Origin of the sequence: Collinsella aerofaciens ATCC 25986, from assembly GCF_964239575.1 — a bacterium.
Lineage (GTDB): Bacteria > Actinomycetota > Coriobacteriia > Coriobacteriales > Coriobacteriaceae > Collinsella > Collinsella aerofaciens_BQ.
Genome location: NZ_CAXSQQ010000003.1, coordinates 145,935 through 161,630 on the forward strand (window position 1 = coordinate 145,935; position 15,696 = coordinate 161,630).

A 15,696-nucleotide genomic window follows, 5' to 3' on the forward strand; every position below is an offset into this window, starting at 1 on the left:
ATAACTCCTTAAAAAATAAAGCAGCCAGACATTGCATGCTTGCGGCAACGTTAACTTAAAGGTCTACGTTGCCGCAAGTATGCATCCATCACATTAAAACTATAGTATCAGTCATATAGGCGAACGACTCTATCCGTCAGTTTTGACCAGTCCCTCTCCTCCGCAGTCTTCAATCCCCCGTCATACAGCGTCTTACGAAGACCGTGATCATTAACGATGCGATTAATGCAGCTCACCGCAGCATCAATATCTCCCCGGTCATAAAGCAAGCAATTCAATCCGTCGCGAAGGAACTCTGCATTACCTCCATTGGGAACAGCAACAACAAAGCCGCCGGTCGCCATCATCTCCAACGGGGGATATGAAAAACTTTCGAGAATGCTTGTCTTCAATAAAATATGACACTGGTTATAGATGTCTGATATTTGATCATGCGGCACTCTACCGAGGAAATTATCGATACGGTACCAAGGCTTCTTTTTACCAGTGTAGTTCATATACCAAATCTCATATCTTTCAGAGTCAAGCCTTTCCACTACCCTGAAAGCTTCATCAACATTTTTATAATCCGAACCGCAATCCCCCTCAATAAGTATCCGAATTTTAGGCATAGAGAAATCACGCTCAGAATGAGGGAACGAGGCAAGGTCGAGTCCATTCGGAACCGACTTACAATTCTGACCAAACCTATCATGAAGCCATTCCTCGCACCAAGGCGAGATCGTCAGGTAGTCAATATCGTTATTTAAATAAGTAGAATTCGCCTGAAGACGCAGCCTATCTCCTGGAAGATAAAAATCAGTCTCCAGGTTCTGAACCAAGTACTTTTTCTTACCAATACGTGGATAACGTTTAACAAAATCAAGAGTATCCCAAAGGGTTGCAACCGCAGTATCAATTGCACCCGACAAAGGGCATTTATCGAGTTTGCCACTTGGAACGACACGATTAAGAACAGGAATACGATGTCCGAAAACTACAAGCCACTTTGTTGAATCATCAGTATTAAGCAACAATACATCAACGCCAGCGTCTTGAAGAATGCACAGATGCCTAAGGGCGACTAAGACACCACCGCTAGTATTCACGCTCGGCATGACCATTGCGAGATTGGGAGATTGTTCTTTTACAATAATATCTCGGATTGCTTTAGCAGCCGAAACAGTAGTGCAGTGCTCATGGCAGTATAAATATGCAGATTCGCCGACGCTCTTCCTAAGATCAGAATCTAATATCAGACGATTGAGGGCAGCACACCAGTCCTCAACACAATCGCAGAGAAATCCAGTAACGCCATCCTGAATCATCTTCTTAAAGGCGCCAACATTGCTAGCAACCGTAGGAACCTTAACAAGCGATGATTCAATCCATTTATTCTCGGATTTAGCTCGATTGAATAGAGTATTCTCCAAAGGAGCGATATTGATATCACAGGAAGCTATATAATTTGGAAGCCGACGCCAATCGCAAAATGGGAACGTGACAATACGTTCAGAAAATGGCATCAAGTCATCAGGAACATCGAGTTCCCCGCCCACCATCAGGGTGACGTTGTGATGAGTCTCCATTACCTTAGATAATGCTGGGAGCACTGAATTGAAATCTGCATTATGGGTAATGCTTCCGCTAAAATAGCCGATTCTGATTTCCTGAGTTTTCTGTTTTTCATCCCTTCGCTCAACCGCTCGCTTATAGGGAACCCTATCCTCGGGCAAGACGCTTGAGCTTTGCAAGCTGGGGAGTACATCTCGACGATAGATAGCAATATTCGAATAATCAATCATCGATTCAGATGCTACATTTCTATTTATATAGACCCTGGGAACATATTTTTTTAGTTCTTCCGCCATACCCTCAGTAGTAGTGATAGCGCAATCGCAAAGCTTCAGTGTTTCACCCATTCGCCTGACTCCATCGTCATAGCAAGACTTATCATGAGCAGTCATTGCATTAACGAACGGAATAGAATCGGTATAAGCAGTGTCGATAACCAAATCATCAATGTCATAAATAACACGCTTATTAAGTTTTTTTGCCTGCCTAATTAAAGATTCAACTTCATCACTTAGGGGACAACGGAAAATAATAAAAGTACGCGCATGCCTAAGAATATCCTTTTCCATCTCCCAGGCATTAACCTTTTGGACCGTTAAGCCGGCAGCCTCAAGTTCCTCAATCTGATGATCGACACGGTACCTAATAGGATGCGGAACGGAATAATCACATCCATTAATAAAAATAACATCAAAAAAAGAATTGTCTTGGCGAGAGCTAAAATCAAATCGAGGCCTATGCATTGAGAGTACATGGGAGACCTTCTTGGGGACGTTATAAAAGCCCTCTTCTTTAACGGTGTAACCAATGCCCTCAAGAAGGTTCAACATGAAACACTAACTCCTAAAACGCAGAAAGAATTGAAATAAAGTCAACAAATAGAATAGTACTCATTATCAATGAAGAACCAAGCAAGAAATGTCCTTCAGAACTTGATTTTATCGGTCGCAAGATATTCAACAGAACCGGAAGGACCAGTGGGAATAAATATCGTCCTTGGACCCCCATGATAATATCTTCACGCTTATCAACAGTAAGAGTCCAGTTCCTCATCGTCATAACAATCAGGAAGAAATTGACGAATACAACAGCAATCATTACAAAGCGATCCGTACTGCAGAATAATTTTTTATTATTCTCATCGTTATAAAACAGAACAACGGACTGAAGAATGATGTAAAGCCAAAAACAAAATGGCCAAACATTAATCGAAAGAGCGCCAAGATTGTAACCTGCATAGGATTGAAACCAGAATGGCCCCATCTCCCAAATAGACTTAATAAAGACCTTTGCGCAATGCAGCGGCGCTCGCATCAAATCAAAAGAATCTGGCATGAAACTACCATGATAAAGAGACACGAACGCACAGCTCGCAACAAAAGCTATCGCAAAGAAGGAAAAGATGAACTTTATATAGCTGTCTGTTCCTTTAAGTTTTTTCCAGTGAATAAGATTCAAGAGTACCAACGGGAAAAACATTATCTTTGAAAGAAGCAGTAAAACGGATAGCAGTATTAACGCCAGCAGAGATCGATATGAGTACAACGAGTCCGCATAAATCTTAACAACTACAGCAACGTACAAAATGGCAACAATGTTTGCGACAGAATCAGCCGAAACAGACGCTTCCTGCTGCAATAAAATGGGATTTAGTAAAAAAATCAAAACAGCATTTTTACCAACTGGCATCAGTTTGATTATCCAATAAGCCGCGAAGCAATATATTAATCCAGCGCACACGCGCGAAACTGAAAGGGCCACAAAGGCATTGAAACCCGTTTGCTGCGCAAATCCTAGAATTACTCCCGGAATTAAATAAAGATGAGGGTAATAGCTCCCCAAATACGTATGGCACACAAAGACGCTAGACCAATCGGTAGGCTGAGTCATTGCATTAAAATAATCTGCGTACGATGAAGGAAACTGACCCAATTGGAAGCAAGAGACAACATCAAAGCCATTGCCGTTACGAGACAATAAGGCGGCCGCCTGCCAAATATGAGAAGCCTCGTCTGGAACATTAGCGGGCAGCATGAAAAGGCCAAAAGCAGTTACAGCGGGCACACCAATCACCACAAAGCAAATTGCGGGATTGTGCTGCTCTTTAATTAATAATAGGACACCAACGAACAAGCAGGCGATTAAGGGCAGAGCCGAGAGCCATAGCCCAGGCAATCCGATAGCGCTGGCTTTAAAGGCGCAATAGTAGAAAAATCCCAAGCAAAGAGAGAGTGCAGCTATAAGTGGATAAACGATAAACGTCAGAGCTTTTCGATAACTATCAGATAGTTTCAGATGACCAGTAAAGGTATCTAGATTCATAACTCTACAACTCCGTCTCGATAAATGTTCAACTTACGCCGGCATTGTTGCAGCGTCATAAAGAATTGCTTCTCATGCTAAGCAAATACAGGCTACAGACTATTGGAGCAAACCACTTGGGCCAGAATTTTTGAAGCATAGTTTCATCCTCCGACCTCCTTGTATCATCTTTAATCAACGCCGTGGTCTCAGAGCCTTCATGAATTCGATGAAACATTAAAACCTCGGGAGAATAAACGAAAGATCCGTCGATTTTCGAGAATCTTTCCCATGCCTCCCAGTCCAAGTCACATTTCATGTCTGTCATAAATAACGGTGTCTGTAAGATGCTTAGATTAAATGTCACAGAAGGACAGCAGATGGCGGAACCGAACCTCAGGATATCCCTTTTATCCTTAACCGATGAAAGAGCGCCGTGGCGAGCAAACTTACGAAGTAAAATTCTCTTAATTTTCAGAATAAGGAGGTTTTCTTCATATACGCCATTTCTTATCTCACCATAATTAGAAAAGAAGATTAAAGGTCGATCCGCTTCTTTCATAGCCCGCAGCATAGTTTCCGTATAACTAGAGCTATAGATATCATCCTGATGAGCTATAGTCACAAGCTTTGTATTTGAATTCGCAATAGCACAATTCCAGTCATGAGATATGCTAGGCGACCCCTCGTTAACAATTACCGGAATCGAATAATTAGACGCTATACGATCAATATAGGAATTAGGAGTTGACGTCGATATAAGGATATTACTTCGGGTGCTTTGGTTCACTAAAGAATCTAAACAGTCAGACAAGTACGGAGACTCGCCGTATGCGCACAATACAAATGTATGATCTTTTGCCAAGCACATGGCATTACTCCCTATTTTTTGATTCAAGCTCTTTTTCAAGCAATGCAATTCGTTGAGTTAAGTTAGCAATTGCAGAAGATTGTTTACTTGACAGACATGCCATAGAAAGAACAATGCATATCAAAAATAAAAACCCTAAGACAAAAACAAAATTGGCTGGAGTCTGAAAACCAAATAAACTTGAAATGAAGTAAAGAGGTTGCGGAAAGAGGCCGCATACCAACAAAACCAATGCAAGAACAATCCAAAGAAGTGAATACTTGAGCTGAAGGCTATCCTTTAATACAAGACGCAGCACAAAACAAAGCAAAACTAAACAAGCAGTAATGACACCAAACTGTAAGGAAATATGCATAACAACCCGTCCTAATTCGAGAATGAAGAGATGATAATCGCCAAAGTAACCTTTATCATGTAATAAATGCTACTAAAACCAGAAATTGACGACTTTCCCCCCTGTCGTTCTTTCATTACGACAGGCACTTCTGTAACGCGAAGGCCCTTAACCATAGCCGCAACAGCAGAATCCGGCTCCGGATAGTCTACGGGATATTTTTTACAGAACAGATCTATGGCCTTAGATCCACATGCGCGAAAACCAGAAGTGGGGTCGCTAACACGAACGTGAGTTGTAAGATGAATTACCGCAGAGAGCCATCTAATTCCAAGACGCCTCAAGAAGGTTGACTTGAAGCCTTCAGATTCCTCAAGAAATCGCGATCCGATAACTAAATCAGACCCATTATTTATTTCATCAAGCAAGCGCGATATGTAATGGGCGTCATGCTGCCCATCACCATCAACTTGGATGTCTACATCATAGCCAAAGCGTTTGGCATATTTGTGTCCGGCTTGAACCGCGCCTCCAATGCCAAGATTCTGCGGTAAATCCAGGACATTAACCCCCGCATCGCGACAAACACGCAAAGTGTCATCAGTGGAGCCATCGTTAATAACTACATAATCGTATCCAGCTTCCTCCACAGAAGAAACCGTATCTAAAATGTTCGCCTCTTCATTAAAAGCTGGGATGATAACCAGCGCTCTTAATTCATGCATCATCTGAATCCTCAGTACAGAATATCAATCAAACAGCCCAAGTCGAACTGAAAAACCCTATCGAAACAAGGAGAGCGAATTTACAGTTCGGATGTGACAGATTGCTTCGCCTTCCGATTTAATAGGTTAATTATACAAAGGAAGGAAAATAATAATCCAAAACCGTATGCCACCAAGATAATGATATTGATGACATTTGCATCAGAAGCAAATACCGGATTCACAAAACAATAACGAGAAAGAAACACGGCCAACGCTAACGAAGCGGCACCAGAAATCGTGCCAATAATCGGTTTCCCAAATGCAATAAAGACATCAATAGTGAAAAAGTTCAAACCAGTGAATGCGGTAGCAACGAGTGCCAACGGAAGATAATCTGAGTGAAGGCCAACTTCTTTGCCATAAATAGCAGTAAGCACAGGTTCGCCTATGAAAGCACTAGCCATGGCACACATCGCCGTCAAAACGAATACGGAAACGAGCATCTTAATAAATACTAAGCGTAATCGGTGAGTTTCGTTTTCTCGCCACATTGCCGAAATAGGTCCAAGCAGGGGGGCATATAGATAAGATACGAGAGCCTGAATTACGGCAGTCGGAGTGGCAACGGCGGCATAAAAACCCAACGCCTCATTTCCATAGGAAAGGCCATAGAACTGTCTTGTTACGCTAACAACAGCCGTGCACGCAAGAGATGCAACAAAACCGGGAAAGCAGATACGCGACAATTTGATAAGGGAAGTAAAATCAAAATCAGGTATAACGGCACAAAACCGTTTTGTCATTCTAAAATCATATGTAAGCACAACAGCTATGGTAACAAAAGCCATTGAAGCAACGGCTATTACCAAGTTATCAAATAGCAACAAGCACAACGAAAAGGAGACTAGAACTCCTACGCCACGAACTATTTGAGAGATAGCCGCAATGTCCAATCTGTTGTTTACCTGATCCACACCGTGAAGAACATCGACAAATGAATCACCAGCTTTAAATAGGCAATAAACAGCAACAACTGCCCAATCGTTGAATGCAACAGAGACTAAACAATAGAAGAAGCAAATTACACAGGCAAATATTGTTGCAACGATTCTATGAGCGATAAAATTCCCAGTCGTAAAATCAGAATAACTCTCAGAAACCTGAACGGGGCGCGCTCGAAGCAAAACAATGGTCGCAAAAATATTACCAACAGACATAGCCACAGCAAGGCTACCAGACATGCTAATGTCGGAACCAAGTGTCACCACAAGAACAGTAATCAGCCAGTTGCAAATCAAATACACCATCGAGCCGACGCTGTTCCAAACAAGGCTCTGCTCAACAGAGAGTTCTTTCGTTTTTCTATTAGACACAATCACTCCAGCAGTGGATCATCAGGCCTTGTTGAATAAAAACAAAACGCGAAGAAGTAAATCAGAAATCAAAGTAGGTCGCAGACGCTTTGGGAAAATTGCTTTCCTAAGTCTTGAAATAATCCCATCATCATTGGTGAAAATATCAAGCTCATGTTTCTGCTCAGAACTAAGCTCATCATAAAATACCGCAGAAAAATGGCTTAACTTTTGACTCTCATCTTTCGATCTATCACCAAATAGCTCGTCCTTAAAATAAGTCTTTAAAAGATCAAAATAACGATTATCTCCAGAAGTGACCGCAGAGGAATGACGAACATGAGAAGCCGTACAGACGGAATCAAACAATACCTTTCCAAATGCCGAAGCACACCGAATCAACCATCGATCATGCATTTCATTCCCTGGATCCACCTCAAGAATAAAGGCCCTGCAAGCAAGGCGATTAAATACTATCGTGAAGCCTAGTCCAGGAGTATAAAACAAGGTGTTATGAAAAGAGAGGTGCTTGTCCTGCGGAGCCGATTCGCGTATCGTCTCACCATCTTCGCTTACATATGAGAAGGAAGAGAAATAGACAGTAGGCACCTTGTCTCCACTGTTTTCAATTGCCTTGACTGCCCGCTCGATTTTATCGGCCTTCCAAATATCATCCTGATCGGCAAATGCATAGAAGTCATATTCGGGAACCCGCTTGATAATTTCATAAAAACTATTTGGGCACCCAAGATTACCGATTGAGTCTTGAATTAAATGAATACTCGAGTATGACTGACAGTACCATTGTGCAATTTCAACAGTGTCATCCGCTGAACCGTCATCACGAATATAAACGGAGCAATTAGGCCAAGTCTGCTTCAAGATACTATCAAGCTGTTTGGCCAAATACTTGCCGCCATTATATGTGGGCAAAACAATGCAAACGGACTTGTCTTTAGTTTTATACATAATCCTATTTGTTTCTTTGCGAGGCACGATACTTAAGAAATGCAGGGATCAACCCGCTGATTACTTTATAGCGTAGCTGAGGAAATGGCCTGGTTAGGAAATTAAAAGCCCGCCAGGCAAGAAAATAAGCGCCCCAACCATCTTCATCTTCTGCGTCCTTCCAGAACGTTTCTGACAAATAATAGTGATACTCATTATTGAAACGATGAGTATTCCCCCGCCGCCATGGCCTCTCTTCGCCGAGATAATGGACGATGACGGGCTTCGATCTGGCAGTCATAAAACTGTCTTCATCCGAAAATCCCGGCATTAACGAGTTTAAAAATGAAAACGGATAGTAGTCAAAAATATTGGAGTAATTGAACGCAGGGGATAAACTGCAAATCCTATCTTTAAGTACTGCATTTAGAGCATCTTGATCATTCGCAAACAAGCGTCCCGAGCGGCGCTCGAAATAATCCAATAATTCATCTTCGCAACAAGTTGATCTCCATTGCTTTAAATCAACAAGCAGCACGCCAGCATTATGGTACAGGTAGCCATTTAGGTCTAAATCATTAAGTCGAGATGGACCAACCGTTGGCTCGGGAACCATTCCAACTACGCACCCCTTTAGATCTTGATTCCAAAGAAGGGCAATATCCCCAAGAACAATCGTATCGCCATCAAGATAAATAACTCTTTCGATCTCATTAGGTAAAAAATGTGCCATCAAAAGCCTAGCGAGAACTATTTCATTCCATCCCGATGTATCAAAATCAAACCCGAGAGCCTCTTTGAAGTTCGAAATATCATAAAACATAAGCTGTTGATTGTATTCGGTCGTCAGCTCCTGGAGCAAATGTTGGTTACGCTTTGTAATGCCATTAGAGAAAACATGAAATGTAATGTCATGAATGCCGGAATGATTGGAAGCAACCGAGCAAATATTGGCAGCCAACTGTGGGACAAAATTGTTATCGACCGTATAAAGCAAATTCATGATTACTAACTTCACCTTAATTCATTCAATAGAAGTAATGTTGAAAACTCAACGAAAGAGGCTAAATAGATACTTATACAAATATTAAATATTAGCACGGTTTACCTCTTTCAATTAACTAACAAAGGAGTGAACCGAAGAGGTGTCATACTCCTTCGGTTCACTCCCTACCCCCATTAACGATGCTTTATAAAGGTAAATTGTTTCTATAGTTAGCTTTTCTCAACCAGCCTAACCTCAAGCGCTTCCAAATGAAGAGCCTCACCAGTTGTACCGGCGCACTCGCCTGACTTAACACAATCAAGCCAACCCTTGTTTTGCACATGCGCCCTATAGACAACGTCATAATGCTTGGCAAGATCTCCCGTAAGCTTAATTTCTACAGCCTCAATAGCAAGAGACTTTCCAGTGGTGCCGGCCAGTTTGCCGTTCTTGACCCACTTTTGCCAGCCGATATTCTGAACGTGAGCTCGATACTCGATGCCGCCAGAATACCCAAGATCAAGCTTGCTAATCGTCAACGCCTCAACAGCAAGATTTCGACCAGTTGTGCCCGCCGTCATGCCCTCATAAACAGGCTGCTGCCAACCAAGGTTGGAAACATGGGTCTTAATCGAAAACGTTCTCTGAATAGAGGGCTGACTCGTATCCCCTGGAGCAGGCAAACCCTTTTCAACCAAAACGACCTGATATGCCTCGAGCCTCAAGCCAAACCCAGTCGTTCCGGCAACCTGATCATTGCAGGCCCAGCCAAGCCAGCCCTTATCCTGAACATGAGCGCGATAGTATACGTCATAACGATTGGCCATCTCACCAGTAAGTCGAATTTGAATAGCCTGAACAGACTTGCTCTGACCCGTAGTACCGGAGACTTCTCCCTCTTTCACATAGTCTTGCCAACCGTAATCGGAAACATGTGTCCTGTACTCCAAGCTGCCGTCGTAGGGAACATTCTGCAGGTTGAGAGTAATAGCCTCGACAGCCTTGGACTGACCAACGGTACCAGAAACATTTCCGCCCTTGGAAGCCGACTGCCAACCGTCATTCGCAACATGCGAAGTTGCCAAAACATCTAGCGAGCCTCGTGACACCTTGACGACATCGTAGCCAGACTCACTCTTCTTGTAATAAGTCAGAGCGCCGCTGTTGTGCGAATAGATAGCAAAGTCGTAATTTGCCGAAGCAAGTATGGCATCCGAAAACTCCACGAGATAACAGGAGTCACCTTGCTTGCAAAGGGACCTGATAGCCTCGTCTGAGTCCTCAGTAATAGGCGAAGCAAACCAATCCATAACCGAATAATCGATAGCAGCGCCGGGCTTCAACGCCTCGGACTTCGTAGAATTCCAAAGTCCACCAGCGGCATCGGCGCTAGCCGAGTTGTATGTACTAGACCCGTAGCCCGACAGCCCAATCTCCGGATTGAAGAAAAGGATGAGCTCTGCAGCAACAGACGAATCGACATCGGTTATACCAAGACGGTCAAGCTGCTCCTGCTTTTGGGGATACATGCCTGTCGGTGTGTTCGGGTGCCCCTTGTAATAATACAAATAGTCATCGCCATAGATAACTTCCGTCAAGTTGGCATAGTCGTCAAAATTCTGCTCATAAGAAACGTACGTTCCAAGCAGCATCATTACCTTTTTGCCCTGTTGAGTCGCCGCATCAAAATAACCATCGTTAAAGTTATACAGGGCCTTAAACGCTTGGACCGTATCTTCTCCCCTATTCTGCAAGCTCGTAAGCATGCTCGAAACGTTCATCTTCTTAACGTTAGGATCGGATGCGATCTTACTCGCAAAGACATTATCGTCACCGCTTGTAAACAGATTGGTGCGAGTCATCCACCACTGAGTCCCGGGCTCAATGCTCAGCACGGCATACATAGAATCCCAGTGATCGTGATAATCGCTATACGACTTTGAAACCTCACCGGTTTCGTATTCTATTTTCTTGGCAGCATTCCAAGAAGCAATCAGCTCAGCTTGCTTAGAATCTGGATCCTTAACGTCGAAGGCCTCGTTGGTAAATACATACGTGGCAGATCCATCGGACAACAGACGAATAGAGTACTGGCCGGCGGGAATCTTATTGGCATAAATCATCCTATGGATCAACGAGCAGGTGATGTCATTGATATACAGATTGAACTTCGCCTTGGGATTGATCTTGTAGAGAGCAGCGACATAATCCGCAAACGCCTGATAGCTCGAACTAGAAGCATTTTCCTCATGAGTCAGATACGGAAGACCATACATCCCGGATGGAAGCGAGTTCCAGTTATAAGCACTTGGACGATCAAGCATTACAATCGACGGAATGGTCGTTCCGGCAGAAGAGGCGCTGATATCCCAGAAAGATAGCGAATAGAGAACAACGGGAAAAGAAGCACTCAAAGGGGCAAGGTTGTATTCACTCGCAGAAATGCCGATTGACTGATGGCCCTCATGAACAATGTTCCCGTTCTTCAAATACTGCAACGTAACGTCAAACGGACCATAATCGCTAAATTCAATTTCACTGGAGCTGGAATCCAAATCTCCGAGTGCGATCGTGCTGGAAACAGAACGGGTAACCTTCCCTCCATACGACATAGAGCCCGCTACCTTTATCGAATCAGCGATACCGAGTCGTTTTATATCCTCGACCTGCGGAATATTCAGGGTTACTTTAGTCGTCTCCCCAACCTGAGAAAGAGAGCAATTAAAGACATACGGGACATAGGCTCCAGCAGTATCGCCGGGCGCCGCTTCACCCTTCTTTACAATGACGATCTGTATTGCTTCAACGGCATAAGACCAGCCTGTAGTTCCGGCGGTTGATCCATTCGAGGCCCATCCAAGCCAGCCAAAATTAGAAGCATGAACTCGGTAATACAGGTCATAAGAAGCAGACCAGTCACCCGTCAGCTTGAGCTCGACGGCTTCAATCTGAAGGCCCTTTCCTGTTGTGCCGGCGACGGTTCCATTAGAAACCCAATCCTGCCAGCCTTCATTTTGAACATGAGAGCGGTATTCGATACCAAGGTCTTCTGAATTAGGGAGAGTAACCCTGAGCGCCTCAAGCCTACGAGACTGGCCCGTTGTGCCAGAGGTCGAACCATTCGATGTAAACGTCGACTCCCAGCCAATGCCTGAAATGTGAGATTTATAGCTGACGTCCGGGGCCGCCTCTTTGGGCTCCACGGCAACATCAATCGAAGGCGCCGTTTCATCGGCTGCAGCAGCAGTTTGATCCGAGGAGTCGGATTGTGTCTCTGAAACGGATTCATATTCGTTGGCACCAATATTTTGATCCGCCCAACAAGCCAAAGGGCTCAAAAGCAGCATCGACATGAAGCAGGAAATCAGAACAACAAATGCTCTAAATTGCCTTTTCAAGAGAATCGCCTCCTAGATAGACAGCCGTCAATAACCATACTATCGGGAGTAGGCTTCTTTATTGCTACAAATTAGGTGAACGAAGAAATAGGAGCCTGATTCAACGGCAAGGACCCTTTCCTGTTGCCAAGACTACGACAACAGGAAAGGGCCCTCTAACAAGCTCTCGTCGTTTACGGAATAGCTAGTAAATTACCACCTTGGTAGTAAGGGGCACGTTATCCCAAATCCATTTAGCGCGATCAATGGGCAAACGCACGCAGCCTTGTGAAATATGCATTCCCATTCGGCTGTCCATAGGATTAAAAGTTCCCTGGTAGTACGGTATTGAATGGAACAGATAGTCCCCGTAAAACTGCGTGTAGTAGTAGCAGGTATACCCATGTCCAAACGAGTAGCCCTTGCCGGTGACGGTATACTCGCCCGTAGGCGTTGGAGTACTAGGAGCGCCGGTAGAGCAAGTCCAGTATTGAGCGTAACCCCACGACCCGCGCTGTCCACGAAAAACTCCAAGGCGGCATGCTTGCCTGTCAACCATAATGAGCCAGTTTGTATTGCTCGAATATTTATTAGCCCGATTAAGCATGGTCATCATGTCGGCAGGCAACAAGGGCTGATCGGTAAACGGGCGCCCGGTAGCACCGGGAGCACCAGCGCCCTTGGGAACAATCTTCACTTGAACAGACTCGACTCTGCAGCCTATCCTCGATGTGCCCGCGGGCTGCCCATTAGAGGTCCAGTCGAGCCACCCAAAGTCTTGGCAATATGCTCGATACCAGATATCAAAGTAGTTCGACAGATCACCAGTCAGCCTAATCTTGAGAGCCTCGATGCGCTTAGCACGGCCCACCGTACCAGCAACATTCCCATTGGAAGTCCAGCCTTGCCAACCCACATCCTGCACATGGGCAGAGTACTCAATACCGCCCGATACGCTACTGGAGACGCTTAGCTTAAGTGCCTCAATCGCAAGTGATCTGCCAGTCGTACCCGCAACGCCGCCGTTGCCAACGGGATTCATCCAACCAAGCGTGGCGACATGCGCCTGGAGCGTTAGGGCTGGTACCGAGATAAATGCGGGCGCAGACGACGCACCAGGATCCCCGCCCTTCGCCACAAGCTTAATTTGGACAGCTTCTATCTGGATATTAAGCCCGGTAGTTCCAGCGGAATCGCCGTTTTTGGCCCAACCAAGCCAACCATAGCCCGCCGAATGAACTCGATAGTATATGTCATACTGATTCGCGAGAAAACCATTTAAGCGCAGCTCAAGAGCCTGAATGGCCAATCCTTGTCCAACGGTCCCAACATAACCGGCAGATCGCCATTCTTGCCAACCAATATTGGCAACATGGGCTCTTGCCTCAATTAGAGAATCATCATCCACGCCAGACAACGACACATTCAAAGCTTGAAGAGAAAGCGATTTTCCCGTTGTACCGGCATTCTGCCCATCCAAAACAGATGGAGACCACCCACGGTTAGCGGAATGAGCCTGATAGACAACGTGAGCGCAATCGGCGGAAGTATCGGAAACAAATGCTCCGTCCGTTATTCCGGGAGCGCCGCCGCCTTTACTGACAATCCTTACTTCGACAGTCTTAAGGAATGAACCCGATATCGTTGCCCCTGCATCCGCGCCATTGCATGCCCAACCAAGCCATCCTTTTTTGGAGTCAAAGCAGCGATACCAAATGTCATAGGCATTAGACAAATCTCCAGTAAGAGCCAATCTCACCGCCTTTAGAACACGCCCATCGTTTTTAGAGTTAAGCGCAGCACCGTCAGAAACAGCACCGCTCCATCCGCCAAATTCAAAAAAGCCGGAATAGTCAATTGAGCCTAAAATCTCTTGATTATCAAACGAAATGGAGAGCGAGGTTAAAGGTTCAGAGCCGTTCTCGGAGCCCAATAGGATTGATTTGCCTTGTACGGAGCCCAGGCTTTTACCGTTAAGACCAAGCGAGCTCCCGCTTAGAACATCCGTAGCTCCAATGAAATGGTTCAACGTATCGCCGGGAGCAGAGCCGCTTTTTTTCGACCAATAAAATCTGAACACCCTGAATGGCGGCACCCTTCCCCACCGAGCCCGCAGGAGACCCGTTAGACGTCCAGCCCAGCCATCCGCCCAATTTGGAAGCATACACACGGTACCAAATGCCATAAGTTGCAGATATCTCGCCGTTCAGCTTAAACTGAACGGCCTCAATGGACCGAGACTGCCCGGTCGTGCCAACAGCACCTGAAGACCAGCTTTGCCAACCGACACCAGACACATGTGCGCGAGAGGAAATGGAGCCTCCGCGGCCATACCAATTAACGCTAAGCGACAGCGCCTCAATTGCATTTCTTGAGTCAATAACCCCCGATGTCTTTCCGTCCGCGACAGCGCCCATCCATCCAACATTAGAGACATGAGATCGATAGGAAACGGTAGGCGGTTCCTGAGAATAATCCCTAAAGGCATCGCCTCGCGTTGGCGCATCTTGAGCATTTTTTGGAAGCACCTCAATCTGAATAGCTTCGATCTGACAAGCATAGCCCTGCGTTCCAGCAGGCTCACCATTTGAGGCCCAGCCAAGCCAACCAACATTTGCAGAATGAACGCGATACCAAATGTCATACGAATCAGAAAGACCGCCCGACAAAGATAGCTTGATCGCCTCGATGGCTCGCGACTGTCCAACTGTTCCAGATGTCTGCCCGTTACCCACCGGCTGAGACTCCCAGCCGATCCCGGAAATGTGAGATTGGACCGAAATGCTATCATTCCCCAGCGGGGTGCCATCCTGTGAAAGCAAATTAATCTTGAGGGCTTCGACGCGCTTAGCACGGCCTGTAGTGCCCGCCGTCATTCCATTTGAAACGAGAGCTTGCCAGCCAATATCCTGTACATGAGTCTGGTATGAAACAGAGCCAAACACAGTGGATGCATCATTTTCGGGTTTCGCCGAATCAGTTGCATTGGAGGCAGGCTCGCTAGAAACGGATGAGGGAGAATCGTTGTCTGACACAGTCGGCTGCTCGACTTCAACCCCCTGCTGTTCGTCATTTAAGACAAAGCTCTCGTCTTCCAAGCTGCTGGCAGAACTATCGATATAATCAGTGGATTCCGGTTGCACAGGTAAAGAATCAGCCCAGACGGAAAGGGGCGTCAGAAGACACTGAAGGTAGTGTCGAGAAAGTTGGTGTAGAGCCCCATCCGAAGCGAGTCGGCCCGGCGTCCTAGAATCTGGAACACGGTTG

At 45.3% G+C, this 15,696-nt stretch carries 11 protein-coding genes; all 11 read right to left on the reverse strand.

The window, feature by feature from the left end; translation table 11 throughout:
* Window positions 1–107: 107 nt before the first annotated feature.
* Complete coding sequence (locus tag ACESUZ_RS03415; protein ID WP_373198456.1) at window positions 108–2,384, reverse strand: glycosyltransferase; 2,277 nt, start codon at window positions 2,382–2,384, stop codon at window positions 108–110.
* A gap of 13 nt (window positions 2,385–2,397) precedes the next feature.
* Window positions 2,398–3,876, reverse strand: coding sequence for a DUF2142 domain-containing protein (locus ACESUZ_RS03420; protein ID WP_373198458.1), 1,479 nt, complete (start codon window positions 3,874–3,876; stop codon window positions 2,398–2,400).
* Window positions 3,877–3,931: 55 nt separating this feature from the next.
* Entirely contained in the window at window positions 3,932–4,726 is a 795-nt protein-coding gene (locus tag ACESUZ_RS03425) for a glycosyltransferase family A protein (protein WP_373198460.1), read from the reverse strand.
* Window positions 4,727–4,730: 4 nt separating this feature from the next.
* Window positions 4,731–5,081 carry a DUF2304 domain-containing protein gene (locus tag ACESUZ_RS03430; RefSeq protein ID WP_082222966.1) on the reverse strand — a complete coding sequence of 117 codons (351 nt, stop codon included), beginning with the start codon at window positions 5,079–5,081 and terminating at the stop codon, window positions 4,731–4,733.
* Window positions 5,082–5,092: 11 nt separating this feature from the next.
* A complete protein-coding gene (locus tag ACESUZ_RS03435; RefSeq protein WP_082222965.1) occupies window positions 5,093–5,788 on the reverse strand; it encodes a glycosyltransferase family 2 protein in 696 nt (231 codons plus the stop codon).
* Between the two features lie 77 nt (window positions 5,789–5,865).
* Entirely contained in the window at window positions 5,866–7,140 is a 1,275-nt protein-coding gene (locus ACESUZ_RS03440; protein ID WP_373198463.1) for a lipopolysaccharide biosynthesis protein, read from the reverse strand.
* A gap of 21 nt (window positions 7,141–7,161) precedes the next feature.
* Window positions 7,162–8,088, reverse strand: a complete 927-nt coding sequence (locus ACESUZ_RS03445) for a glycosyltransferase family 2 protein (RefSeq protein WP_373198464.1) — start codon at window positions 8,086–8,088, stop codon at window positions 7,162–7,164.
* A gap of 4 nt (window positions 8,089–8,092) precedes the next feature.
* Window positions 8,093–9,070, reverse strand: coding sequence for a glycosyltransferase family 8 protein (locus ACESUZ_RS03450; protein ID WP_373198466.1), 978 nt, complete (start codon window positions 9,068–9,070; stop codon window positions 8,093–8,095).
* A gap of 212 nt (window positions 9,071–9,282) precedes the next feature.
* Window positions 9,283–12,405, reverse strand: a complete 3,123-nt coding sequence (locus ACESUZ_RS03455; RefSeq protein WP_373198468.1) for a hypothetical protein — start codon at window positions 12,403–12,405, stop codon at window positions 9,283–9,285.
* A gap of 229 nt (window positions 12,406–12,634) precedes the next feature.
* Window positions 12,635–14,362, reverse strand: coding sequence for a L,D-transpeptidase family protein (locus tag ACESUZ_RS03460; protein ID WP_373198470.1), 1,728 nt, complete (start codon window positions 14,360–14,362; stop codon window positions 12,635–12,637).
* A 40-nt stretch (window positions 14,363–14,402) separates the two neighbouring features.
* Complete coding sequence (locus ACESUZ_RS03465; protein ID WP_373198472.1) at window positions 14,403–15,527, reverse strand: hypothetical protein; 1,125 nt, start codon at window positions 15,525–15,527, stop codon at window positions 14,403–14,405.
* Between the last annotated feature and the right edge of the window lie 169 nt (window positions 15,528–15,696).